Below are 24,478 nucleotides of genomic sequence, written 5' to 3'. Positions count from 1 at the left end.
GCACGCCCGCAGCACCGCGTCAGAAGAGCGACGTCTGCACCGGTGGGCACCGCGGCGCCTCGCGCGCGCGACCGTCGCCGGGCCGGGCGCCACCGTCGGCCGCCGCGCCCCCGCTCCCCGGCCCCCGCCGCGGCCCGAAGCGCGCCTGCGCCGCCGGGTCGAGTGACCCGTCCGGCCCGCGCGTGCGGAAGACGTCCTTGCCCTGGAAGGCGTCCGGCCGGGCCTCCCGGCCTTGGGCGATCAGCCGCGCGAGCCGGACCCGCTCGCGCTCCGGCGCGTACGCCCCGCGCTCGTAGAGCTCCTCGTACAGTGCCACGAGGTCGGGGCGCTCGGAGCGCAGCCAGTCCATGAAGACGCCACGCACCTCGCCGCGCAGGTGCAGCGCGACGCCGCCGATGTTCGTCGCGCCCGCCGCGGCCGCGAGCGTGAGGATCTCCTCGACCTGCCGTGGGTCGTCGTTGATCCCCGGCATCAGCGGCGCCACGAGGACGCTCGTCGGGATGCCGGCCCGGTTCAGCTCGGCCACCGCCTCCAGCCGGGCCCGCGGGTTCGGGGTGTGCGGCTCGGTCGCCCGCCACGCCCGCTCGTCGATCGTCGGGACGCTCAGCGCCGCGCTGACGTCAGTCACCGCAGCGACCTCGAGCAGAAGGTCGAGGTCGCGGAGCAGCAGCGGCGACTTCGTCAGCACCGAGCACGGGTTCGCGGCGTCGCGGAGCGCCTCCCAGACCCCGCGCATGAGCCGATAGCGCCCCTCGACCCACTGGTACGGGTCGGTGTTCGTCCCGAGCGCGACGTGCTCGCCCCGCCACGACGGTCGCGCGAGCTCCGCCCGCAACACCTCGGGCGTGTTGACCTTCACGACGATCTCCCGCTCGAAATCCTGGCCTGCGTCGAAGCCGAGGAATGTGTGGGTCGGCCTCGCGAAGCAGTTGTGGCTGACGACCCCGTTGGCGATGAAGTCCCCGGTGCTGGTGGTGATGTCGCAGAGGCGCTGCGTCCCCAGAGCCGTGACGCTGACGACGCCGAGATCGGCGGTCGTCTTAACCGCCTGCCCGTCGATGGAGCACTTGCGCCTGATGGCCGGGTCAACGAGGTGGATGAACCGCAGGTGCTCGGAGAGGCCGCCGCGGAGCCGGACCGTACGCACGCCACTCGGCCGCGCACCTTCGAGGACGGCATCGAACCCGAAGCGACGGCAGCACTCCATCGTCCACCGCAGGATCTCGGGGTCGCTGTTCGAAATGCGCAGGACAGAGCCGCCGCGGTGTCCCTCGGCGTCGAAGATCCCGGCCAGAAATCCCTTCCGCCAATCGTCGTCAGGGAACTCGGGCCATGCGATCCGGTCCTCGATCCGGGCGACGCTGGGCCCGGACTGCGTTCGGATCATCTGCGCCGGCTGCCCCGCCGATGCAAAGACGCGCAGTGGGAGCCTGCCCACGTCTTCGATGAGGTATCGCTGCACACGGAGGAGCGCTTCCTCGTCGATGAGCGCCAGACGGAACAGGTGGTGAGTCCACGGGCGCCCATTGCGTCGGTGGTAGGGGCGATGACCGATGGTGCCGTCCCCGCGAATGATTCCGCACAGGTATCCGGTCCGGTATCCGGCGCTCTCACGCGGCGGATCGGCGAATGCGCCCGAACCGATGAGCCGGTTGTTCGACGTGAGGTACGGCCGCGTCTTCTCGCCTACCCCGGCCGCGGTCACGTGCTTCCAGCCTCGATCGGTGAGAAAGCGGTGGTCACCGCTGGCGGTCAGGGTCGTGCCGTCGGCGAGTTCGATCCGGTACGCGGGCTTGGTGGTGTTCCATTTCGCGAGGACCTCGGTGCGGACGAAGCGACGGTAGACGCCGCGTCGCTCGGTGCCGTAGATGCGATCGCCGGCGCGGAGATCCGCGATCCGCCGGTGCCGTCCGTCGGCCATAAGCACTGGCGTGTCCGGACCCATGCAGTACGTGCACGCATGGCTGCAGCCCCGGTACGGGTTGATCGTCCACCGGAAGGGCATGCGCGAGCGCTCGGGCACGCGGTTGAGGACGGACTTCGCGCGGACCTCGTAGAAGCGGGTCCTCAGCGCCTCCGGGGCGTCGAAGGTCCGCACGGTCGCGGCGTCGCGGTAGCCGGGGAGGCGCGTCCCCTCGTCGGCCCCGGTCGTCAGGTTCTCCCATCGCACGAACGTATGTTCGCATCGAGCTCGGACGGATGACGCGGCCGGATGCGTGACGCCCGGAGCGGTCAGACGGCCCGGCGCCACACCGCGACGACGTCGCGCACGGTGCCGGTCCGGTGCGTGACCCCGCGCTGCAGCGGACGCCACTCGAGGTCGAAGCGCCCGGACTCGCGCTGGTCGATCGCGACGACGACCGCGTGGAAGCGGCGCCCGCGCTTGTCGACCTCGACGATGTCGCCGGGGGCGATGCCCTTCGAGGAGAGCCGCCGCACCCGGACCTCGCCGGCCGGCTCGGCGGCGGGGCCGGCGTCGGCCGGGACGTCGAGCAGGCGGAACTGGCCGTCGTCGGGTGGGCCGGGCATCGGCGCGCACGTTAGCCGCAGCGGCGGCGGCCCCGCCCTCTAGGCTCCGCCCATGCAGATCGTCACGACGAACGACATCCCCGGGTACGTCGTCGAGGAGGTGTTCGGCGAGGTCTTCGGCCTCACCGTCCGCTCCCGCAACATCGGCTCGAACATCGGCGCCGGCCTGAAGTCGCTCGTCGGCGGGGAGCTGAAGGGCATCACGAAGATGCTCCACGACAGCCGGCAGGAGGCGCTCGCGCGGCTCGGCGAGGAGGCGATCGCGAAGGGCGCGAACGCCGTGCTCGCCTTCCGCTTCCAGACGAACGAGTACGAGGGCATGGGCGCCGAGATCTGCGCCTACGGCAGCGCCGTGCGCGTCCGCCCCGCCTGAGGTCAGCCCCCGGAAAGCTCGGCCTGCACCGCCTCGGTCACCCGGCGGTGCAGCCGCACGTTAGCCGCCCGGTCCGACCGGACCTCCACGAGCGTCACCCCGTCGGACGCGAGGCCGTGGTCCACCGCGGCCCGCAGCTCCCCGACGTCCCGCACGAGCCGGTGGTCGAGCCCGAAGAGCGTCGCGACGTCGGCCGGGTCCAGGCCCGTCGGCGTGGCGACATGCTCCTCGAAGGCATCGCGCTGCGAGGCGACCGGGAGGAAGTCGAAGATCCCGCCGCCGCCGTTGTCGATGAGGACGATCGTCAGCGGGAGCCGCAGCCGGTGGGCGGCGAGCAGGCCGCCGAGGTCGTGCGCGAGCGTCACGTCGCCGAGCAGCAGGACGACGGGACCCGGCGAGCCCGCCGCGACCCCGAAGGCCGTCGACGTCGTCCCGTCGATCCCGTTCGCGCCGCGGTTGGCGAGCACCCGCGGCCCGTCGTCGCGCACGCCGAAGAAGCTCTCGACGTCCCGGATCGGCATCGACGCGGCGACGAAGAGCGTCGCCGAGGCGGGGAGCCGGGCCCCGAGCTCGGCGGCGACACGGATCTCCGTCAGGTCCTCGCCCGCCGCCGTGACGATCGCGTTCGCGGTCCGCGCGTCGGCGGCCCGCCAGGCGTCGAGCCAGGCCTCCGGCCCGCGCGGCAGCCCCGCCGCGACGGCGGCGCCCAGGGCGGGCGCCGTCGCGTACGGCAGCCGCAGGTCGAGGCGCGCCGACGGGTCCTGCCAGGCACCCTCGGGGTCGAGCGCCACCTGGACGCCGATCTCCTCGCGCGCGAGCCACGCCCGCAGCGGCTTGGACGTCGGCAGGTCCCCGACCCGCAGGACGACGTCCGGCACCGTGGCGTCGGCGAACCCCGCGTGCCGGAGCATGAGGTCCCAGTGGGCGATCGCCGCCGACCCGGCCCGCGCCCCCGACAGCGGATCGGCGAGCAGCGGCCAGCCGATCGCCTCCGCGAAGGCCGCGACCGCCCGGCCGCCCGTGCGGCCGCCGCGCTCGTCGCGCCCGGCGACGACGACGCCCCGCTCGGCCGCGGCGACGATCGGGCGCAGCGCGTCGGCCGCCTCGGCGGCGCCGGTCGGGGCCGCCGGCCGCGAGACCCACGGCCGCCCGTCGGGCCGGCCGCCGCCGCCGACGCTCCCCTCGTCCGGCAGCTCCTCGGTGAGCACGAGCGGCTCGCGGAGCGGCAGGTTCAGGTGCACGACGCCGGGCCGTCCGTCGATCGCGGTCCACATCGCCCGGCACGCGAGCTGCCGGATCCACCGCAGCCGCTCCGGGGTCGCGGGGTGCGTCCCGACCTCGACGAACCACTTCACGACGTCCCCGTAGAGCTTCACCTGGTCGATCGTCTGGCCGGCCCCGACGTCCCGCAGCTCCGGCGGCCGGTCGGTCGTCAGGACGACGAGGGGGACGCGCGACTCGCGCGCCTCGATGATCGCCGGCAGGTAGTTCGCCGCCGCCGTCCCGGAGGTGCACGCGAGCGCGGCCGGGCGGCCGGTCGCCTTCGCGACGCCGAGCGCGAAGAAGGCGGCGCAGCGCTCGTCGACGTGCGACCACGTCGGGACGCCCGGGTGGCGCGCCAGCGTCAGCACGAGCGGGGTCGACCGGGACCCCGGCGAGGTGCAGGCGCCCGCGAGCCCGCAGCGCGACAGCTCGTCCACGAGGGCACGGAGCAGGAGGTACTGGTCGACGGTCTCGCTCATCGGGGAACCTTCCGGGTCGTTGACCACGTGGACGGGACGCGAGCCCCCTGGCCGAAGCTCTTCGTGCTCATGCGGCTCGCACGGTATACGCGCGATGATGTGGACCGTGGCCACCCCGAGCACCGCCGACGCGCCCGCTCCGCTCGTCCTGCTGCACGGGTTCGCCGGGACCGGCGCGATGTGGGACGGCGTGCGCGCCGGCCTGGCGCCGGGCCTCGACGTCCGCACCCCGGACCTCCGCGGCCACGGCACGCGCGCGGGCGCGCGCCCGGTGAGCTTCGCGGCCTGCACGCGGGACGTCCTCGGCGAGGCGCCGCCGCGCTTTGTCCTCGGGGGCTACTCGCTCGGCGGCCGGGTCGCGCTCCACGTGGCGCTCGCGGCCCCCGAGCGGGTCGCCGGCCTCGTCCTCGTCGCGACGACGGCGGGCCTGGACGCCGAGCAGGACCGCGCCGCCCGCCGCGACGCCGACACCGCGCTCGCCCTCCGGATCCAGCGCGACGGCCTGGCGCCGTTCGCCGTCGAGTGGACGACGCAGCCGCTCTTCGCGCAGGACCCGCCGCACGCCCGGGCCGCCCAGCGCGCCGACATCGCCCGCTCCACGCCGGAGGGACTCGCCGCGTCGCTGCGCGGCATCGGGACCGGCGAGATGACGCCGCTGTGGGACCGGCTCGGCGAGCTGACGATGCCCGCCCACGTCGTCGTCGGGGAGCGCGACGCGAAGTTCCGCGCCCTCGGGGAGCGCCTCGCGGCCGCGCTGCCGGCCGCGACGCTCACCGTCGTCCCCGGCGCCGGACACGGCCTGCCCCGCGAGGTGCCCGGGGCGGTGGCGGGTGTCCTCGCCACCGCGGTCGCCGTACCCGGCGCCCCCTGACCCCGGTGCTCAGGCGTAGTGCGGGACCTCCCGCAGCGGGTCGCCGGCGACCTCGCCGAGCGCCTCGCGGTAGGTCGCCATCTTGCGGTTCACCCCGGCGCCCGCCCAGCCCTCGACGTGGCGGACGTCGGCCACCGCGAGCTGGGCGTCCGCGGTGTTGCGGACGAACTCGGGGTGGGCACGGAGCGCCGCGATCTGCTCGACGGTCCCCGCCACCTGGATGTAGCCGTTCAGGTCCCGGTTCGGGTCCAGGAGGACGACGTCGAACCCGACGATCCGGCCGTCCTGCTCGGCCCGGCCGAGGATGCCGATCGCGTCGTCGAAGACCTCCAGCGCCCGGTCCTCGCGCCCGGGGACCGGAGTGCCCCAGCCGATGAACAGCGTCCGCTCAGCCATCTGCAGCTCCTTGGGTCGGCGGCCCGGATCCGGCGCCCGGACCTCTCCCGCGCATCGTCCTCCCGGCGGGCGCCGCGGCGCAAGTGTCTTTCCGCCGACCTCAGAGCTCGCCGAGCAGGCCGCCGCCGGTCGGCACGCGGATCGACCCCGCGCGGACGGCGAGCTCGGGCGGGACGTCGAGGTCGAGGTGCTCGAGCGTGGCGAGCCCGCAGGCGGCCTGGACCCGCAGCGCGGCGGCGACGTGCACCGCGGCGGCGATCCCGAGCGGCCCGTCGAACGTCGACGCGAGGTAGACCTCGGCGCCGCCCTGCTGGACGAGCGCGGCCTGGGCGAGCAGGCCGGAGATCCCGCCGCAACGGGAGATCTTCAGGCAGACGGCGTCGGCGCCGCCGGCGATGAGGGCACCGATGTCCTCGGCGGTCTCGTCCATCGCGATGCGCACGGCGACCCGCTCCCGGACGGCGCGCAGCCCCTCGACCCCGTGGACGGGCTCCTCGACGAGCTCGAGGCCGGCGGGGGAGAGCGCGTCGATCGTGGCAACCGCCTGCTCGACGTCCCAGGCGCCGTTGGCGTCCAGGCGGAGCAGCATCTCCGGGCCCGCGGCGGCGCGGACCGCGGCGACGCGGCCGGCGTCGTCCCCGACACCGACCTTGAGCTTGATGCAGCCGTACCCGGCGTCGCGGGCCGCCGCTGCGGCGGTGGCCGCCCCGGCGCGGTCGTGGGCGCCGATCGTCGCGTTGACCGGCACGGCGTCGAGGGCGTCGTCGGTGATGAGCGAGGCGACGGACCGGCCCGCCCGCCGGCCCGCGCGGTCCCACAGCGCGAGGTCGACGGCGGCGAGCGCGACCGGGATGTCCGCGGCGTCCCGGCAGGCGTCGAGCATCCGCATCCCGGGCGTGTCGTCGTCGAAGCCCTGGAGGATCGACGCGTAGACGGCGAGCGCCTCGACGGCGACCTCGAGCGGGACGCCGTCATAGGCGGTGAGCGGCGCGCACTCGCCGCGCCCGGTGACGCCGTCGGCGCCGGTGAGTTCGAAGAGGAGCAGGTCGCGCTCGCGGACGTCCCCGAAGGCCGTCACGAGCGGCGTCTTCAGGCGGACGGTCTCGTGGTGGAGCGCGACGGTCGGCACGGCTGAGGCGAGTCTATGCGGGCCGCGCGGCCCGCTGCCTCACGTGAGCAGGATGCCCGCGGACAACAGCACGCAGAACACGAGCTGCAGCTGGCCGGTCCCCGCGAGCGCGCCGTTGAGCGTCGGGCCGTCGGTGTGGCCGCTGACCGTCCGGACGAGCTTCGCCGCGAGCGGGATCGCGAGGAGGCAGAGCGCCGTCCACGCGCTGAGCGGGCCGAAGACCCACGGGATGAGCGCGGTGAGGAAGGCGCCGTAGACCATGACGGCGTACATCCGCCGGGTCTTCGCGCGCCCGAGCCGCACCGCGAGCGTCCGCTTGCCCACGCGGCGGTCGGTGTCCATGTCGCGGACGTTGTTCACGACGAGGATCGCGCTCGCGAGCAGGCCGACCGGCACCGCGTACGCGAGCGCCTCCCACGGCCAGCGCTCGATCTGCGCGAACGTCGACCCGGCGACGGCGGCGAGGCCGAAGAAGATGAAGACGAAGACCTCGCCGAGGCCTTCGTAGCCGTAGGGGCGCGGGCCGCCCGTGTAGAGGACGCCCGCGGCGATCGAGAGCACGCCGACGATGAGCAGCTCGTAGCCGGCGGTCGCGACGAGGTAGACGCCGCAGAGCACGGCCAGGCCGAACGTGATGTAGGTGGCGAGGAGGACCTGGGACGGCGGGACGAGGCCGCCGGCGGTCACCCGTACCGGCCCGAGGCGGTCCTCGGTGTCCGCGCCGCGGCGTGCGTCCGAGTAGTCGTTGGAGAGGTTCGTCCCGACCTGGATGAAGAGCGCGCCGAGCAGCGCGGCGAGGAACCGGAAGACGTCGAAGCGGTCGTCCAGCGCCTGCGCGATCGCGGTGCCGACGAGCACGGGGGCGATGGCCGCGGGGAGCGTCCGCACCCGCGCGGCCATGAGCCAGATCTTCACCATCCGCGCGCCCTAGGCCCGTCGCGGGAACTTGCCGAAGTCGGGCTTGCGCTTCTCGCGGTAGGCGTTGCGGCCCTCCTGCGCCTCCTCGTTCCCGTAGAAGAGGAGGTTCGCGTCGTGGGCGAGCTGCTGGATGCCCGCGTAGCCGTCCTCGTGCGCGTTGAAGCTCGACTTCACGAGGCGCAGGGCGAAGGGGGAGAGGGCGAGCATCTCGCGGCACCACTTCACCGTCTCCTCCTCGAGCTGCTCGAGCGGGACGACGGTGTTGATGAGCCCCATCCGGAGGGCCTCCTGCGCGTCGTACTGACGGCAGAGCATCCAGACCTCCTTGGCCTTCTTCGTCCCGATGAGGTCGGCGAGGAGCGACGCGCCGAAACCGCCGTCCCACGAGCCGACGCGGGGGCCGGTCTGCCCGAAGCGCGCGTTGTCCGCGGCGATCGTCAGGTCGCAGCAGAGGTGCAGGACGTGGCCGCCGCCGACCGCGTAGCCCGCGACCATCGCGATGACCGGCTTCGGCAGGCGCCGCATCTGGACCTGGAGGTCGGTGACGTGGAAGCGCCCGACCGCGGCGCGGCCCGAGGCGGTCGGGTCGGTCAGGTAGCCCGTGTCGCCGCGGACGTTCTGGTCCCCGCCGGAGCAGAACGCCAGCGGCCCCTCGCCGGTGAGGATGATGACGCCGACGTCGACGTCCTCCCGGGCCGCCTCGAAGGCGTGGGAGACCTCGATGAGGGTTTGGGGACGGAACGCGTTGCGGACCTCGGGGCGGTTGATCGTCACCTTCGCGATCCCGTCCTCGCTGATCTCGTAGCGGATGTCCTCGTACTCGCCGGCCGGCGTCCAGGTCACAGACATGGGACGCAGGCTACTTTGAGCGGCGTGCTCATCGACGCCTGGCTTCCCCGCGCGGCGGCGGCCCATCCGGACCGGCCGGCCGTCGGCGCGCTCACCTACGCCGAGCTGGAGCGGGCCGCGCGGCGCGCGGCCGCCGGCCTCGACGGGGTCCTCGCGGGCGATCGTGTCGCGATCGCGCTCCCGCCCGGTGAGGACTTCGCCGTCGCGCTGCACGCCGTCTGGCGCCGCGGCGCGGTCGCGGTCCCGCACGACCTGCGCCTCACCGAGGCCGAGCGGCCCGCCGCCGACCACGTCCTGGGCGAGCTGCCCGCCGGCGACCCGTCGACCGCATCGGGCCGCTTCGCCCCGGTCCTCACCCATGACCTCGACGCGCCCGCCGCGGTCATCCAGACGAGCGGGACGAGCGGCACGCCGAAGCCCGTCGGGCTCACGTTCGGCAACTGGCTGTGGAGCGCGCTCGGCGGCGCGAGCGCCCTGCGGTCGCCTGGCCCCGAGCGCTGGCTCTGCACCCTGCCGCTGAGCCACGTCGGCGGCCTCTCGATCCTCATCCGCTCGGCGATCACCGGCGGGACCGCGGTCATCCACGAGCGCTGGGACACCGAGCGGGCGCTCGCGGCGCTCATGGAGGACGACATCACGATCGTCTCGGTCGTCTCGACGACCCTCGCCCGGCTCCTCGACGCGGGGCTGCAGGACCCCCCGGCCCTGCGCTGCGCCCTCGTCGGCGGCGGGCCGGTCCCGCCCGAGATCATGCGCCGCGCGGCCGCCGCCGGCGTCCCGGTCTCGCAGACCTACGGCCTGACGGAGGCGTGCTCCCAGGTGACGACCCAGCGTCCGGGCGACGTGCGGCCGGACGCGGGGACCCCGCTCTTCTGCACGCGCGTGCGGGTCGAGGCCGATGGCGGGATCCAGGTGCGCGGCCTGACCGTCAACGGCACCGACCCGGCGCGCTGGCTCGCGACGGGGGACCTCGGGCGGCTCGATGCGGAGGGGCGGCTCACCATCGTCGGCCGCAAGGCGGACACCATCGTGAGCGGTGGCGAGAACATCGCCCCGGCCGAGGTCGAGGCGGCGCTCGCCGAGCACCCCGCCGTCGCGCACGCCGCGGTCCTCGGGCGGCCGGACCCGGAGTGGGGGGAGGCGGTCCACGCGCGGGTCATCCTCCGGCCCGGCTCCGAGGTGACGCCGGACGAGCTGCGCGCCCACTGCGCGGCGCGTCTCGCGCGGTTCAAGGTGCCGAAGGAGGTCCGCTTCGTGGACGACTTGCCGAGGACGGCGTCCGGGAAGCTCCTGCGCCGCTCCCTCACCTAGGAGCACCGACGAGGACCCGGCACCACCGTCCCATGGTCCGTCTAGGATGCGCGGATGCCTCGACGGGTGACCATCTTGACCCTCGCCACGGCCGCGGCGGGGGTGCTCGCACCGGCCGCTGCGCAGGCTGCCACCACGTACACGGTGGACGGCGCGGCCGCCGCGGGCTGCGACGCCGGCCACACGTGCAAGACGCTCACGGCCGCGGTCGCGGCGGTCGCGGCGGGCGACACGATCATCGTCAGGCCGGGCACCTACTCGGAGCCCGCCAAGGTCGTCCTGACGAAGGCGAACGTCCTCATCCAGGGCACCGCGGGGTCGACGACGATCACGACCGCGAGCACGACGAGCGGCGACCCGACGCTGACGCTCGCCGGCGGCGACGTCGTCGACGGACTGACCATCACCCCGGCCGCGAACGCCGGCCCCGGCATCCTCGTGAACGGGCGTGACACGACGGTGAAGAACACCGCCATCGTCCGCCTCGCGGCCGGCGGCACGGACACCGGCGCCTACAAGGTGGATCCGACCGTCGGCGGCGGCACGAACAAGCTCGACCGCGTGACGATCGTCAACGGTCCCGCCGGCGCGACCGGCCAGACGGCGGCCGCCGTCGTCGGCAACCCGTCCTCGTCGATCGCGATGAACGACAGCCTCGTCCTCTCGGGCGCGAACCAGGGCCCCGCCGTCTCGATCACCGGCGCCGACACGACCGGCACGCCGGTCCTCAACACGATCACCCGCAGCTCCCTCGTCGCGGGCAACCCGGCCGGGGACGCGCTGAGCGTCTCGAGCGCGGCGACGTCGGCCGCGAAGACGGTCAACCTCGACACGTCGGTCCTGCTCGGCGGCGCCACGAGCGGCTCCGGCATCCACATGTTCTCGACGCCCGGCTCGATCTCGGGCATGGACTCGCCCGGCAACATCACGGTCGTCGGGACGCACGTCACGATCCAGGGCGCGAAGTACCCGTTCGTCGTCAACGCCGCGGCCGGCGGGCAGACCGCGGTCGGCAACATGGCGCTGACCCTCGACCGCTCGATCGTCCACGGCGCGAGCGCCGGCACCGTCGACAGCTTCACGCCGGCGCTCCCGGTCCCGCTCCTCCCGCTGACGGGCGTGCCGAACACCGCCAAGGTCACGATCACCCAGTCCGACACGTCGACCGTCGCGAAGAGCGCGAACAGCGGCAACGCGACCATCGTCACCTCCGGCACCTCGAACAACACGGACGCGGCGCTGTTCGTGAACGTCGCGAAGCAGAACATCCACCTGCGCGGCTCGGCGGCGGTCATCGACACCGGCGGCGCGGCGATCGCCTCCGAGAGCCAGACCGACATCGACGGGCAGCCCCGCCAGGTCGGCCCGGCGACGGACCTCGGCGCCGACGAGTTCGTCAACCGGCCGCCGGTCGCCGCGGTGAGCACGTCGACGAACAGGACGATCACGGGCACGGCCGTCACCTACGACGGCTCGAAGTCCTCCGACCCCGACGGCGGCGGTGTCGCGAAGTACCACTGGATCTTCGGCGACGGCGTGGTCGTCGAGACGACGACGCCCACGACGACGCACGTCTTCGCGCAGCCGGGGCTCTACAACGGGTCGCTCACGGTCTACGACACGTCGGGGGCCCAGAGCACGACGGTGACGATCCCGACGGTCGCGGTCGCCGAGGGCACGCCCCCGGTCGTCACGGTCACGACCCCGAGCCGCAACGGCAAGTACGCGATCACGGCGAACGAGAAGATCGGGAGGAGGATCAAGCGCGTGCTCGACCCGGTGCTCGTCGGCAAGGTCGCCTTCACCGGCACCGCGACCGACCAGTCGGGCATCAAGGGCGTCCAGATCTCGATCCGCCGCCTCGCGATCGGCACGGCCAGGGCCCCGAAGAACCCGAAGGCCTGCGTGTACCTCGACGGGAGGACGACCTTCAAGAGCGCGAGCTGCAAGAAGCCCCGGTACTTCCCGGTCGTGTTCAAGACCGGGCGGTTCAGCTACCGGCTGAAGAAGACGCTGAAGGTCAAGCCCGGCCTCTACGAACTCTCGGTCGTGGCGATCGACGGCATCGGGGTCCCGTCCTCGCCCGTGGTCGTCCGCTTCCGGCTCAAGTAGCCCCGATGGGGCTCGAGGAGGACGTCGCCGCGTTCCGGACGGCGTCCCGGACGCAATGGGAGAAGGGCGCCGCCGGGTGGGGCGCCCGCCGCGAGGCATTCCAGGCGGCGGCCGCGCCGGTGTCGCGCTGGATGATCGACGCGATCGCGCCGCAGCCGGGGCAGACCGTCCTCGAGCTCGCCGCCGGCCCGGGCGACACGGGCCTGCTCGCCGCCGAGCTCGTCGCGCCGGGCGGGAGGCTCATCTGCACCGACGGCGCCGAGGCGATGGTCGAGGTCGCGCGGGCGCGGGCGGCGGAGCTCGGCCTGAGCGACGTCGTCGAGGCCCGGCCGATGGAGGCCGAGTGGATCGACCTCGAGACGGCGACGGTCGACGGCGTCCTCTGCCGCTGGGGCTACATGCTGCTCGCCGATCCGGAGACGGCGCTGCGCGAGACGCGGCGCGTGCTGCGCCCCGAGGGGCGCGTGGCGCTGGCGGTGTGGGACGTCCGTGAGGTCAACCCGCTGCTCGCGACGCCGAGCGCGATCTCGGTCGAGCTCGGGTTCGCGAAGCCGACGCCGCCCGGCCGGCCCGGGCCGTTCGCGCTCGCCGACCGTCAGGAGCTCTTCGACATCCTCGCCACCGCGGGCTTCGCCGACATCGCGGTCGACGCCGTCGACCTGACCTTCACGTTCCCGGACGTCGACGCCGCCTGGGAGCACCAGCGCGACCTGTCGCCGACGCTCGCCGGCCTCACGAAGGACCTTGCGCCCGCGGACCACTACCGGCTGCGGGACGCGTTCGACGCGCGGCTCGCGACGTTCACGGCCGAGGACGGCGCGGTCGCGGTGCCGGGCCGGACGCTCGTGGCCGTCGCGACCGCCTGAGCGCGCGAGGACGCGGCGGCCCGGCCTCCGTCGGTATCGTCCGCGCCCCATGTACTACGACAACGACGCAGACCTCACCCTCCTCGACGGCAAGACCGTCGCGATCATCGGCTTCGGGTCGCAGGGCCACGCCCACGCCCAGAACCTGAAGGACTCCGGCGTGAACGTCGTCGTAGGCCTGCGCGATGACTCCTCCTCGGTGCAGAAGGCGAAGGACGCGGGCCTCACGGTCCTCCCGATCGCCGAGGCTGCGTCGCAGGGTGACGTCGTGATGATGCTCGTCCCCGACGAGCTGCACCGCCAGGTGTGGGAGGACGAGGTCCGCGACGGCATCGCCGAGGGCAACCTGCTCCTCTTCGGCCACGGCTTCTCGGTCCTCTACGGCGAGGTCGAGCCGCCCGCCGGCGTCGACGTCGCGCTCGCCGCGCCGAAGGGCCCGGGCCACCTCGTCCGCCGCCAGTACCTCGAGGGCTCCGGCGTCCCCGGCCTCATCGCGATCCACCAGGACGCGACCGGCCACGCGAAGGACTTGACCCTCGCGTACGCCAAGGGCATCGGCTGCACGCGCGGCGGCGTCTTCGAGACGACCTTCAAGGACGAGACCGAGACCGACCTCTTCGGCGAGCAGGCCGTGCTGTGCGGCGGCGCGTCCGAGCTCGTCCAGGCCGGCTTCGACACGCTCGTCGAGGCGGGCTACGACCCGCAGATGGCGTACTTCGAGTGCCTCCACGAGCTGAAGCTCATCGTCGACCTCATGTACGAGAAGGGCCTCGCGGGGATGCGCTACTCGATCTCCAACACGGCCGAGTACGGCGACTACAGCCGCGGCAAGCGCGTCATCACCGACGACACGCGCGCCGAGATGAAGAACATCCTCAAGGAGATCCAGGACGGCGACTTCGCCCGCGAGTGGATCGCGGAGAACCGCGCCGGCCAGGAGAACTTCAAGCGCATGCGCGCCGAGCAGGCCGCGATGCCGATCGAGACGACCGGCAAGGACCTGCGCAAGATGATGGACTGGATCGACGACTCGGGCTTCGCCCAGGGCTGAGCCCCGCCCGCGGGCGCTCCGGCGCCCGCCACCCCCATGACCGCCGAGCCGAGTGTGGCTCAGGTTCGCGTGACGCGAACCTCAGCCACACTCACCGAGGAACGTCGCGATCTCGGCGAGAAAGCGGGCCGGCGCGTCGTCGAGAACCTCCACCCGGTGGCGCTGCACCACGACGCCGCGGGCGCGGAGCTCGGCGTCGCGCCGCCGGTCCTTCGCCCGTTGCCAGGGGAGGTCGTGGTGGGGCCCGTCGGTCTCGGCGTTCTTCCCGAGTCGCGGCCAGTAGAGGTCGAGCTCGTGTCCGCCGCCCGCACCGATGGCGAACCACTGGTTCACGACCGGTGCAGGCAGTCCGGCACCGACGATGAGGTCACGCGCCTGCCGCTCCTTGCGTGAGCGGAACGACGCGGGCTCGTCCGGCAGGACGGCGACCGCGGCGCGCAGTCGCGCCGCGCCGCGGTGTCCCCTACAGCGGTCGAGGATGTCGAGGACGTCTCGGTGGTCATAGACCTGGAGGATGAGGGACTGCTCGAGCGCCTCGACCAGGCGGCGCGGCTCGCTGCCCGCAAGGTCCAGGAGCGTCCGTGCCAGGCTCGTGACCGGAAGGCCGTGGACCTCGTCACGGTCGATCGGATCGACCTTGCAGCGGTGCGGCCGGATGAAGTTCAGGGCCGCGCCCTGCTGCCGCGTGACGATGATGTCCGTCGTCGACACCGCCCGCAGCAGACCGCGCGCGGCCGTCGCAGCGCGGTGGGAGAGGAGCGTTCCCTCGCCGCCCACGCGGACCGCCACACTCCACCAACCCTCGTTGGTCAGGTGGCGATGGCCGACGGCATAGACGCCGTGGGTGACGGGGACGAGCGTGCCGTCGCAGACCATCCTCGAGGCCGTGCTCGGCCCGAAGCCGAGCGCCCGCAGCTCGGACCACGAGACGACGCCGAACTGGCGCTCCGCCAGCGCTGCCAACGCCTTCCGTCGCCGAGCGACGCTGGAGTTCTCCCCTCGGGAAGCTGAACCACTCTCGGCGCGTGACATGGGTCGATGGTGCAGGTGCCCACGCCGGGGACGGCCGACCGCGCGAGCGTCGTCACAGCTCCGGAACAGTCCCGGCACAACCTCTCCGCTATCCTCGGCGGGGCCTTCGCGACTGGCGTTGTCAGGTGGGTCACCACCGGGGAGCGAGGGCGTCGTGACCACCACCGCCGCGCGCCTGGGCACCACCCTGTTCCCGACCTCCACAGGAGGCCAACGTGGCGCCGAGCACCGACACCCTGCAGATCCCGGACGACCTCAAGCCCGCCGACGGCCGCTTCGGTTGCGGCCCTTCGAAGGTCAGCCAGGCGCACCTGGACGCGCTGGCCGCCCACGGCGCCGCCGTCATGGGCACGAGCCACCGCCAGGCGCCCGTGAAGAACCTGGTCGGCGAGGTCCGCGACGGCCTCGCGAACCTCTTCACCCTCCCGGACGGCTACACCGTCGCGCTCGGCAACGGCGGCGCGACCGCCTTCTGGGACGCCGCCGTCTTCGGCCTCATCGAGCGCCGCTCGCTCCACCTGACCTTCGGCGAGTTCTCCAAGAAGTTCTCGAGCTGCGCGAAGGGCGCGCCCTTCCTCGAGGACCCGATCCTCGTCGAGGCCGAGCCCGGCAGCGCGCCGGCGCCCGTCACCGACCCCGACGTGGACGTCGTCGCCTGGGCCCACAACGAGACCTCGACCGGCGTCATGGTCCCGGTCACGCGCCCGGCCGGCACGACGTCGGACCAGCTCGTCCTCATCGACGCGACGTCCGGTGCCGGCGGCCTCCCGCTCGACGCGAGCCAGGCCGACGCCTACTACTTCGCCCCGCAGAAGTGCTTCGCGAGCGACGGCGGCCTGTGGCTCGCGCTGCTCAGCCCCGCCGCGCAGGAGCGCATCGCGAAGATCGGCGCGTCGGACCGCTGGATCCCCGACTTCCTCAGCCTCACGACGGCGCTCGACAACAGCCTGAAGAACCAGACGTACAACACGCCCGCGCTCGCGACCCTCTTCCTCCTCAACGAGCAGGTGAAGTGGATGAACGAGAACGGCGGCCTGGACTTCGCCGTCGGACGGACGACCGCCTCGAGCGACGCCCTCTACGGCTGGGCCGAGGCGAGCGAGTACGCGACCCCGTTCGTCACCGACCCCGCGCAGCGCAGCCTCGTCGTCGGCACGATCGACTTCGACGACGCCGTCGACGCGGCCGCCGTCGCCAGGACGCTCCGCGCGAACGGCATCGTCGACACCGAGCCGTACCGCAAGCTCGGCCGCAACCAGCTGCGCATCGCGATGTTCCCGGCCGTGGATCCGGAGGACATCAAAGCCCTGACCGCCTGCATCGATCACGTGGTCGCCAACATCAACACCGAGGTGAAGGCATGACCAAGGTCCTCGTCGCCGAGAACATCGGCGCCTCCGGCATCGACCTGCTCAAGGAGCACTTCGACGTCGACGTCAAGACCGACTGGGCCGACGGCGAGCTCGCGACCGAGATCGGCGCCTACGACGGCATCCTGATCCGCAGCGCGTCCAAGCTCACCGCCGAGCTGCTCCAGCACGCGACGAACCTCAAGGCCATCGGCCGTGCCGGCGTCGGCGTCGACAACGTCGACGTCCCCGCGGCGACGAGGCGCGGCATCATCGTCGCCAACGCACCGCAGTCGAACGTCGTCACCGCCGCCGAGCACACCGTCGCGCTGCTGCTCGCGCTCGCCCGCAACATCCCGCAGGCCCACGCGAGCCTCATCGCCGGCCGCTGGGACCGCAGCAAGTACAGCGGCGTCGAGGTCATGGACAAGACGCTCGGCATCATCGGCTTCGGTCGCATCGGCCAGCTCGTCGCCCAGCGCGCGCAGGGCTTCGGCATGAAGATCATCGCGTTCGACCCGTTCGTCGGCGCGGAGCTCTACAAGGAGCTCGGGGTCGAGAAGGCCGAGTCCTCCGACGACATCTACGCCGTCGCCGACTTCATCACGATCCACCTGCCCAAGACGCCGGAGACCGAGGGCTGGCTCAACGCCGCCGCCTTCGCGAAGTGCCGCGACGGCGTGCGCATCCTCAATGTCGCGCGCGGCCCGCTCGTCGTCGAGGAGGACCTCGTCGCCGCGCTCGAGTCCGGCAAGGTCGGCGGCGCCGCCCTCGACGTCTTCAGGACCGAGCCGATGACCGAGTCGCCGCTCTTCGCCTTCCCGAACGTCATCGTCACGCCGCACCTCGGCGCGTCGACGGCGGAGGCGACCGACCGCGCCGGCTTCCAGGCCGCCGAGCAGGTCGTCGCCGCCCTCACCGGCGGCAGCGTCACGAGCGCCGTCAACGTCCCCGCCGTCGCCGCGGAGGACCTCGAGGTCCTCGGGCCGTTCCTCCCGCTCACCCGCCAGCTCGGCAAGCTCGCGATGGCGCTCGTCGAGGGGACGTCGCTCGACGCCGTCGAGGTCGAGGAGTTCGGCCGCATCGCCGAGCGGGACACCCGCCCGCTCGGCCTCGAGGCGCTGCTCGGCGCCCTCGACGGCAAGACCGAGGAGGAGCTCAACGCCGTCAACGTGCTGAGCACCGCCGAGGAGCGCGGCATCGAGCTCGTCGAGTCCAAGCGCACGAGCGCCCGCGACTTCACCGACCTCGTCCGCGTCAGCGTCGTCGCCGGCGAGCAGCGTGTCCGCGTGGTCGGCACGGTCGTCGGCCGCCAGGCCCGCCCGCACCTGCTCGAGGCCTGGGGCCAGCGCTTCAACCTCCAGCTGTCGAGCCACATCGCGCTCTTCCGCTACTCCGACCAGCCGGGGATGATCGGCCGCGTCGGGACCGCCTTCGGGAAGCACGGCGTGAACATCGACTCGTGCGCGGTCGGCCACGTCGAGGGCGAGGACGACGGCGCCGGCGGCAAGGTCGCCGTCATGGTCGTCACGACCGACGGCCCGGTCCCGCAGGCCGTCATCGACGAGCTCATCGGCTCGGACGGCTTCGTCGACGGCCGTGCCGTCACGTTCCGCTGACCCGCTGACCCGCTGACGGCCGGCGGCGCCGGCCGCGCCGCTTTGGACAACGGCGGCCTGCCCTTCTAGGACAGGCTGCCGCTGTTCGACGGCCGACCAGCGCCGTATGGTCGCCCCTCCAGTCCTTTGCGAGACCCGGAGGCATCACCGAACGTGGCGAGCGTGGAAGCAGCACCGCAGGCGACGGGCCTGGGGGACGCGGCCGGCGACAAGGGCCTGAAGACCGGCGCGATCAGCTACCTCTCAGGGATCGTCATCGCCGTCGCCTCGACGGCGCCCGGCTACTCCCTCGCGGCGACGCTCGGCTTCATCGTCGCGATCCAGGGCATCGGCGTGCAGGCGCCGGCCGTCATCCTCATCGCCTTCATCCCGATGGGGTGCATCGCCGCCGCCTACAACTACCTCAACCGCGCGGACCCCGACTGCGGCACGACGTTCAGCTGGGTGACGACCGCGATGGGTCCCCGGATCGGCTGGATGTCCGGCTGGGCCGTCGTCGTCGCCGACGTCCTCGTCATGCCGAGCCTCGCGTCGATCGCCGCGATCTACTCGTGCGACCTCTTCGGCTACAGCAACCCGTCGACCGCGGTCATCCTGCTCATCGGCATCGGGTGGATCGTCGTCATGACGGCCATCTGCTTCATCGGCATCGAGCTGTCGGCCCGTACGCAGCAGCTGCTCCTCGGCATGGAGTTCCTCACGCTCCTGCTCTTCTCCGTGGTCGCGCTCGTGAAGGTCTACACGCAGGACCCGAAGGGCGCGATCAAGCCGCAGGGGACGTGGTTCAACCCGCTCGACATCTCCTCCTCGAGCGCGATGGCCGGCGGCGTCCTGCTCGCCATCTTCATCTACTGGGGCTGGGACTCGGCGGTCTCCGTCAACGAGGAGACCGAGAACGGCGCGCAGTCCTCGGGCCGGGCGGCGGTCCTCTCGACCTTCATCCTCCTCGGCATCTACGTCGTCGTCGCCGCCGCGGCACAGGCGTTCGGGGGGACGCAGAGCCTCATCGACAACCAGGACGACGTCTTCGCCCCGATCGCGAAGAGCGTCCTCGGCTCGCCGTGGGACAAGCTCCTCATCATCGCGGTGCTCACCTCGGCCTCGGCCTCGACGCAGACGACGATCCTCCCGGCGACCCGGTCGACGCTCTCGATGGCGCGCAAGAAGGCGATCCCCGACAGCTTCGGCAAGGTCCACTCGCGCTACATGACCCCGTCGGACTCGACGATCTGGATGGGCGCCGTCTCGATCCTCGTCTTCGGCTTCCTCGAGCTCACGAGCCAGAACCTCATCGCCGACGCGTTCACGTCGCTCTCGATGACGATCGCCTTCTACTACGGCATGACGGGCATCGCGTGCACGTGGTTCTACCGTCACCACCTGCTGTCGAGCGCACGCAACCTGCTCTTCCTCGCGGTGCTCCCGCTCGTCGGCTCGGGCATCCTCGCCTACATCTTCTACAAGGCGGTGAAGGACTACTCGGCCACGGACGGCGGCTACGCCAAGCCGCTCCTCGGGGTCGGGTCGCCGGTGATGATCACGGTGTTCATGATCGTCCTCGGGCTCGTCCTCATGCTCGCCCAGTGGCGCAACAACGGCGAGTTCTTCCGCCGGCGGCCGGTGCCGGTCGACCCGGCGCTCGGCGCGCGCATCACCGACAAGGACTTCTTCTGATGTCGGGCGGGGCACTCGTCGTCGGCCACGACGGGACCGAGGGCGCGCGCGCCGCCCTCGACGAGGCGATGCGCCTGGCGAAGGACATGGGCGGGGCCGACATCCACCTCGTGTTCTCCTTCGCGGCGCCCCGGATCGGCGGCGAGCTCCACGACCTCGACGAGGCCATCGCCGAGCGCGGGCAGCGGATGCTCGAGCACGGCGTGCATCACGCGCGGTCCGCCGGCGTGAGCGTGCAGACGCACTGCCGTCGCGACGATTCGGCCGAGGGCCTCGTCGCGGTCGCCGAGGAGGTCGACGCCCGCTACATCATCGTCGGCTCCTACGGGGAGCGGCCGCTGAAGAGCGTCCTCGTCGGGGCGACGCCGACCCGCCTGCTGCACCTCAGCGAGCGTCCGGTGCTCGTCGTCCGCACCCCCGACTGACGCGGCGTTACGGTCTGCGCATGCGCGCGATCGTCATCACGTCCGCCGGGTCGTACGACTGTCTCCAGGTGCAGGAGCGGCCGGAGCCCCGGTGCGCCGCCGGGCAGGTCCGCATCGACGTGAAGGCGGCGGGCGTGAACTTCGCCGACCTCATGGCCCGCATGGGCCTGTACCCGGATGCGCCCCCGCTGCCCGCCGTCGTCGGCTACGAGGTGAGCGGCACGGTCGCCGAGATCGGAGCCGGCGTGGAGGGCGTCGCCGTCGGTGACCGCGTCATGGCCGGCACGCAGTTCGGCGGGTACGCGGAGCAGGTCGTCGTCCCCGCCGCGGACGTCGTCCCGCTGCCGGACGCGCTGAGCTTCGAGCAGGGCGCCGCGATCCCGGTGAACTACGCGACGGCGTGGGCGGGGCTCGTCGGCTACGGCTCGCTCCGCGCGGGCGACCGCGTCCTCATCCACGCCGCGGCCGGCGGCGTCGGGATCGCCGCCACGCAGATCGCCCGCCGCCACGGAGCCGAGGTGTGGGGGACGGCGTCGCCCGGCAAGCACGAGGCGATCCGCGGCTTCGGCGTCCAGCATCCCCTCGACTACACGCGCAAGGGTTGGGACAAGGGCCCGCCCGCCCTGCCGCCCTTCGACCTCATCATGGACGCGATCGGCGGCGAGTCGCTGCGACGCTCCTACCGGATGCTGCGGGCCGGCGGGCGCGTGGTGGCCTTCGGCGCGTCGTCCGTCGTCACCGGCGACAGGAAGAACCTCCTCACCGCGGCGCCCCAGGCCCTGCGCATGGTCCGCGGCTTCAACCTCATGGACCAGATGGGCGATTCGAAGACCGTCATCGGCCTGAACATGCTCACGCTGTGGAAGGACCGCGGCACGCTCGAGCCCTGGGTCACGCCGCTCCTGGACCTCATGGCGGACGGCACGATCGCGCCGGTCGTCTCCGACGCGGTGCCGTTCGCGAACGCGGGGGAGGCCCACCGCATCCTCACCGAACGCCGCAACATCGGGAAGGTCGTCCTCGTCCCCTGAGCCGACGATCCACGTCCGCAGGAAGTTTCGGACACGGTGTCCATGCGCTATCTTTGGCCGCGCATGTCGCACCGGGCCCCGCTTCTCCCCCGACCGCACGCGCGCAGCGCGTCCGTTCGGCTGCTTCTCCTCCTTCCCCGCTAGGGGAATCGATCAGCGCGTGGCGGCCGCCCGAAGCCGCGAAACCACCGGAGAAGCCCAGCAGGATTCGAGCCCAGAAAGGCAGCAGACGACATGAGCAGCACGAGTGACGCGGTAACCATCTTCGACACGACGCTCCGCGACGGGGAGCAGTCGCCGGGCATCTCGCTCAACACGGGGGAGAAGCTCGAGATCGCGCACCAGCTCGCGCGCCTCGGCGTCGACGTCATCGAGGCGGGCTTCCCGATTGCGTCCCCCGGCGACTTCGAGGCCGTCGAGGCCATCGCGCGCCAGGTCCAGGGCCCGGTCATCTGCGGCCTCGCCCGCGCGAACGCCGCCGACATCGATCGCGCCTGGGAGGCCATCCGCGACTCCGAGCGGCCGCGCATCCACACCTTCCTGTCGACGTCCGACATCCACATCGAGCACCAGCTCATGTCGACCCGCGAGGACGTCAAGGGCCTCGCCCGCGCGTCCGTGGCCCAGGCGAAGGCCCTCTGCGAGGACGTCGAGTTCTCGCCGATGGACGCCACGCGCGCCGACGTCGAGTTCACCGCCGAGGTCCTGCAGATCGCGCTCGACGAGGGCGCGACGACGATCAACGTGCCGGACACCGTCGGCTACACGATGCCCGAGGAGTACGCGGGCTTCCTGACGAAGCTCTACGAGTACGTGCCGGACCTCCGCAAGGCCGTCCTCTCGGTGCACTGCCACAACGACCTCGGCCTCGCCGTCGCGAACTCCTTCGCCGGGGTGCTCGCGGGCGCCCGCCAGGTCGAGTGCGCGATCAACGGCATCGGCGAGCGCGCGGGCAACGCGGCTCTCGAGGAGTTCGTGATGCTCCTGCACACGCGCGGCTCGAGCGTCGGCCTGCACACGAACGTCACGACGACCGAGATCGCCCGCACGAGCCGCCTCGTCAGCCGCCTCACGGGCTATGCAGTCCAGCCGAACAAGGCGATCATCGGGCGCAACGCCTTCGCGCACGAGTCCGGCATCCACCAGGACGGCGTCCTGAAGCACCGCGAGACGTACGAGATCATGGACGCGACCTCGATCGGCCTGGACGCGAACTCGCTCGTCCTCGGCAAGCACTCGGGCCGCGCGGCGCTGAAGCAGGCGCTGCAGGACCTCGGCTACACGATCGACGGCGCGACGCTCAACACCGCCTTCAAGAAGTTCAAGGAGATCGCGGACAAGAAGAAGCAGGTCACCGCGATGGACCTCGAGGCCCTCGTCACCGACGAGCTGCGTGACGAGATCAGCGGCTACACGCTCGAGTGGTTCGACGTCGAGGCCTCCTCGCGCCGTCCGCCGCACGCGACCGTCGCGGTGAAGACGCCCGGCGGCGAGCTCGTCGAGGGGCGCTTCACCGGGGACGGCCCGATCGACGCGATCTTCCGCGCGATCAACGCCGCCACCGGGGTGGACGCGCGCCTGCGCGAGTTCCGCGTCGACGCGGTCACCGGCGGGCAGGACGCCCTCGGCGAGGCGAGCGTCGTCGTCGAGCTCGGCGATCCGGCGGCCGCGATCAAGGCGGACTTCGAGGGCGTGCTCAAGGGCGAGCGCGTGACCGGCGCCGGCCAGGCCGTCGCGACCGACATCATCCAGGCGGCCGGCACGGCCTACGCCCGCGCGGTGACGAGCGCCGTCCACAAGGCGCAGGCGGTCGCCGAGGCAGGCGACGCCGACGCCCGCGCGGCGCTGCTCGCCACGCCGTAGGCGGTGCCCGCGGGCGGGGCGGCCGGGGGAGGGACCGGCGCGGCGCTCGCCGCGCTGGACCGCCACCGGCTCCTCGCCGGCCTGCAGCAGCTCGTCCGGACGCCGAGCGTGACGGGCGAGGAGCGGGCCGTCCTGGAGGTCGCCGCGGCGCAGGCGCGCGCGGCGGGTCTGCACGACGTGGTCCTTCGCGAGTACGACCTCGCCGGGCTGCGCGCCGACCCGGAGCACCCGGGCGAGGAGGCGCCGCGCACCGCGCTGTGGAACCTGCGCGCCCGCCTGCCGGGCGCCACGCCGGGCGCCCCGGTCCTCGTGCTCTGCGCCCACCTCGACGTCGTGGCGCCCGGGACCGTCCCGTGGCCGCACGGCTCGCCCTGGAGCGGCGTCGTCGAGGACGGCCTGCTCCATGGCCGCGGCAGCGCCGACATGAAGGGCGGCTTCGCGGCGGCACTGGCCGCGCTCGCGGCGGTCCGCGCGGCGGGCGCCGTCCCCGCCTGCGCGGTCGAGCTGCTGGCCGTCTCCTCGGAGGAGGACGGCGGGCTCGGCGCGTTCGCCGCGCTGCGCGAGGACGACCGCTACGCCGCCTGCGTCATCCCCGAGCCGACCGGGTTCGACGTCGTCTGCGCGCAGGCGGGCGCGATCACCTTCACGGGCGTCGTGCACGGCGTGGCGGCGCACGCTGCGCACCGCCTGGAGGGCGCCAGCGCGATCGACCGCTACCTGCCGGTCCACGCCGCGCTGCAGGCGCTCGAGGCGGAGGTCAACGCGGGCGTCGCCCACCCGCTCATGCGCGCGCTCGAGCTGCCGTACCCGGTGAGCGTCGGACGGGTCGCGGCGGGGGACTGGTCCTCCTCGGTCCCCGACCGGCTCGAGTTCGAGGGGCGTGCGCCGGTCGTCGTGGGGGAGACCGTGGCGCAGGCGCGCGGCCGCGTCGAGGCGGCGGTCGCCGGCGCGGGGGCCGGTCACGTCGAGCTGCGGTGGACCGGCGGCTCGTTCGGGTCGGCGGAGACCGCCCCGGACCATCCGCTCGCAGTGCTCGTGCAGCGCGCCGCGCGGGCTCACGGCACCGGAGCCCAGCCCGGTCGCCTCGCCGGCGTCCCGTGGGGCGCGGACATGCGCCTCTTCACCGCCCGCGGCATCCCGACGGTCATGTGCGGGACGGCGGGCATCCGCGTCGCGCACGGGGTCGACGAGCACGTCCCCGTCGCGGACGTCGAGGCCCTCGCCCGCGTCTTCGTCGAGGTGATCTGCGGATTCGGCGCCTGACCCCGCCCTCAGCCGCCGCCGACGACCAACCGCAGGCGGCGCGGCTCGAGCCGGAGCCCGTCCATTTCCCCCGAC

General features: G+C 73.0%; 21 protein-coding genes and 1 riboswitch. Of the genes, 13 read left to right on the top strand and 8 right to left on the bottom strand.

Going from position 1 to position 24,478, the window contains the following annotated elements; translation table 11 throughout:
* Positions 1-19: 19 nt before the first annotated feature.
* Both NBH00_RS16450 and NBH00_RS16445 read right to left on the bottom strand, forming a co-directional pair.
* Positions 20-2,170 carry a radical SAM protein gene (locus NBH00_RS16450; RefSeq protein WP_254569678.1) on the bottom strand — a complete coding sequence of 717 codons (2,151 nt, stop codon included), beginning with the start codon at positions 2,168-2,170 and terminating at the stop codon, positions 20-22.
* Between the two features lie 62 nt (positions 2,171-2,232).
* The gene (locus NBH00_RS16445) at positions 2,233-2,529 is read right to left on the bottom strand and encodes a hypothetical protein (protein ID WP_254569677.1); all 297 of its coding nucleotides are present in this window, start codon (positions 2,527-2,529) and stop codon (positions 2,233-2,235) included.
* A 52-nt stretch (positions 2,530-2,581) separates the two neighbouring features.
* Between NBH00_RS16445 and NBH00_RS16440 the strand changes: the two genes are divergently transcribed.
* A complete protein-coding gene (locus NBH00_RS16440) occupies positions 2,582-2,902 on the top strand; it encodes a YbjQ family protein (protein WP_254569676.1) in 321 nt (106 codons plus the stop codon).
* A gap of 2 nt (positions 2,903-2,904) precedes the next feature.
* Here the strand turns inward: NBH00_RS16440 and menD are convergent, their stop codons facing one another.
* Positions 2,905-4,644 carry a 2-succinyl-5-enolpyruvyl-6-hydroxy-3-cyclohexene-1-carboxylic-acid synthase gene (gene menD / locus NBH00_RS16435; RefSeq protein WP_254569675.1) on the bottom strand — a complete coding sequence of 580 codons (1,740 nt, stop codon included), beginning with the start codon at positions 4,642-4,644 and terminating at the stop codon, positions 2,905-2,907.
* A 106-nt stretch (positions 4,645-4,750) separates the two neighbouring features.
* Here menD and NBH00_RS16430 point away from each other — a divergent pair, with 106 nt between their 5' ends.
* Positions 4,751-5,515, top strand: a complete 765-nt coding sequence (locus NBH00_RS16430) for an alpha/beta fold hydrolase (protein ID WP_254569674.1) — start codon at positions 4,751-4,753, stop codon at positions 5,513-5,515.
* A gap of 9 nt (positions 5,516-5,524) precedes the next feature.
* On the opposite strand, the gene NBH00_RS16425 is transcribed toward NBH00_RS16430, so the two are convergent.
* The 4 genes from NBH00_RS16425 to menB all read right to left on the bottom strand — a co-directional run bounded on the left by NBH00_RS16425 (position 5,525) and on the right by menB (position 8,807).
* A complete protein-coding gene (locus NBH00_RS16425; RefSeq protein ID WP_254569673.1) occupies positions 5,525-5,911 on the bottom strand; it encodes a hypothetical protein in 387 nt (128 codons plus the stop codon).
* A gap of 100 nt (positions 5,912-6,011) precedes the next feature.
* Positions 6,012-7,040, bottom strand: coding sequence for a mandelate racemase/muconate lactonizing enzyme family protein (locus tag NBH00_RS16420; RefSeq protein WP_254569672.1), 1,029 nt, complete (start codon positions 7,038-7,040; stop codon positions 6,012-6,014).
* Positions 7,041-7,079: 39 nt separating this feature from the next.
* Positions 7,080-7,958: a 1,4-dihydroxy-2-naphthoate polyprenyltransferase gene (locus NBH00_RS16415; RefSeq protein ID WP_254569671.1), complete on the bottom strand. Its 879-nt coding sequence runs from the start codon at positions 7,956-7,958 to the stop codon at positions 7,080-7,082.
* 9 nt (positions 7,959-7,967) lie between these two features.
* On the bottom strand, positions 7,968-8,807 hold the full coding sequence (gene menB / locus NBH00_RS16410) for a 1,4-dihydroxy-2-naphthoyl-CoA synthase (RefSeq protein WP_254569670.1): 840 nt from the start codon (positions 8,805-8,807) through the stop codon (positions 7,968-7,970).
* A 24-nt stretch (positions 8,808-8,831) separates the two neighbouring features.
* On the opposite strand from menB, the gene NBH00_RS16405 reads away from it, so the two are divergent.
* The 4 genes from NBH00_RS16405 (at position 8,832) to ilvC (ending at position 14,147) form a co-directional block, all read left to right on the top strand.
* The gene (locus tag NBH00_RS16405) at positions 8,832-10,118 is read left to right on the top strand and encodes a class I adenylate-forming enzyme family protein (protein ID WP_254569669.1); all 1,287 of its coding nucleotides are present in this window, start codon (positions 8,832-8,834) and stop codon (positions 10,116-10,118) included.
* 66 nt (positions 10,119-10,184) lie between these two features.
* The gene (locus NBH00_RS16400) at positions 10,185-12,230 is read left to right on the top strand and encodes a PKD domain-containing protein (RefSeq protein ID WP_254569668.1); all 2,046 of its coding nucleotides are present in this window, start codon (positions 10,185-10,187) and stop codon (positions 12,228-12,230) included.
* Positions 12,231-12,235: 5 nt separating this feature from the next.
* Positions 12,236-13,096: a class I SAM-dependent methyltransferase gene (locus tag NBH00_RS16395; protein ID WP_254569667.1), complete on the top strand. Its 861-nt coding sequence runs from the start codon at positions 12,236-12,238 to the stop codon at positions 13,094-13,096.
* Positions 13,097-13,145: 49 nt separating this feature from the next.
* On the top strand, positions 13,146-14,147 hold the full coding sequence (gene ilvC / locus NBH00_RS16390; RefSeq protein WP_254569666.1) for a ketol-acid reductoisomerase: 1,002 nt from the start codon (positions 13,146-13,148) through the stop codon (positions 14,145-14,147).
* Positions 14,148-14,228: 81 nt separating this feature from the next.
* Here ilvC and NBH00_RS16385 read toward each other — a convergent pair whose 3' ends face one another.
* Positions 14,229-15,110 carry a type IV toxin-antitoxin system AbiEi family antitoxin domain-containing protein gene (locus NBH00_RS16385; RefSeq protein ID WP_254569665.1) on the bottom strand — a complete coding sequence of 294 codons (882 nt, stop codon included), beginning with the start codon at positions 15,108-15,110 and terminating at the stop codon, positions 14,229-14,231.
* A 167-nt stretch (positions 15,111-15,277) separates the two neighbouring features.
* A riboswitch (ZMP/ZTP riboswitch) is annotated at positions 15,278-15,367 on the top strand.
* Positions 15,368-15,394: 27 nt separating this feature from the next.
* Here NBH00_RS16385 and serC point away from each other — a divergent pair.
* The 7 genes from serC to NBH00_RS16350 all read left to right on the top strand — a co-directional run bounded on the left by serC (position 15,395) and on the right by NBH00_RS16350 (position 24,403).
* Entirely contained in the window at positions 15,395-16,543 is a 1,149-nt protein-coding gene (gene serC / locus NBH00_RS16380) for a phosphoserine transaminase (protein WP_254569664.1), read from the top strand.
* A complete protein-coding gene (gene serA, locus NBH00_RS16375) occupies positions 16,540-18,147 on the top strand; it encodes a phosphoglycerate dehydrogenase (protein ID WP_254569663.1) in 1,608 nt (535 codons plus the stop codon). Before serC ends, serA begins: the two co-directional genes overlap by 4 nt.
* Before the next feature lie 162 nt (positions 18,148-18,309).
* Positions 18,310-19,821 (top strand): APC family permease, encoded by a 1,512-nt coding sequence (locus NBH00_RS16370; protein ID WP_254569662.1) that lies wholly within the window; start codon positions 18,310-18,312, stop codon positions 19,819-19,821.
* Positions 19,821-20,246, top strand: a complete 426-nt coding sequence (locus NBH00_RS16365) for a universal stress protein (protein WP_254569661.1) — start codon at positions 19,821-19,823, stop codon at positions 20,244-20,246. Before NBH00_RS16370 ends, NBH00_RS16365 begins: the two co-directional genes overlap by 1 nt.
* A gap of 20 nt (positions 20,247-20,266) precedes the next feature.
* Positions 20,267-21,277 carry an alcohol dehydrogenase catalytic domain-containing protein gene (locus NBH00_RS16360; protein WP_254569660.1) on the top strand — a complete coding sequence of 337 codons (1,011 nt, stop codon included), beginning with the start codon at positions 20,267-20,269 and terminating at the stop codon, positions 21,275-21,277.
* Between the two features lie 234 nt (positions 21,278-21,511).
* Positions 21,512-23,140 carry a 2-isopropylmalate synthase gene (locus NBH00_RS16355; RefSeq protein ID WP_254569659.1) on the top strand — a complete coding sequence of 543 codons (1,629 nt, stop codon included), beginning with the start codon at positions 21,512-21,514 and terminating at the stop codon, positions 23,138-23,140.
* Between the two features lie 3 nt (positions 23,141-23,143).
* Positions 23,144-24,403, top strand: coding sequence for a M20 family metallopeptidase (locus tag NBH00_RS16350; RefSeq protein WP_254569658.1), 1,260 nt, complete (start codon positions 23,144-23,146; stop codon positions 24,401-24,403).
* The last annotated feature ends 75 nt before the right edge of the window (positions 24,404-24,478 follow it).

It is taken from the genome of Paraconexibacter antarcticus, from assembly GCF_024220175.1.
Lineage (GTDB): Bacteria > Actinomycetota > Thermoleophilia > Solirubrobacterales > Solirubrobacteraceae > Paraconexibacter > Paraconexibacter antarcticus.
This window is presented reverse-complemented; position numbering and strand designations above follow the sequence as displayed.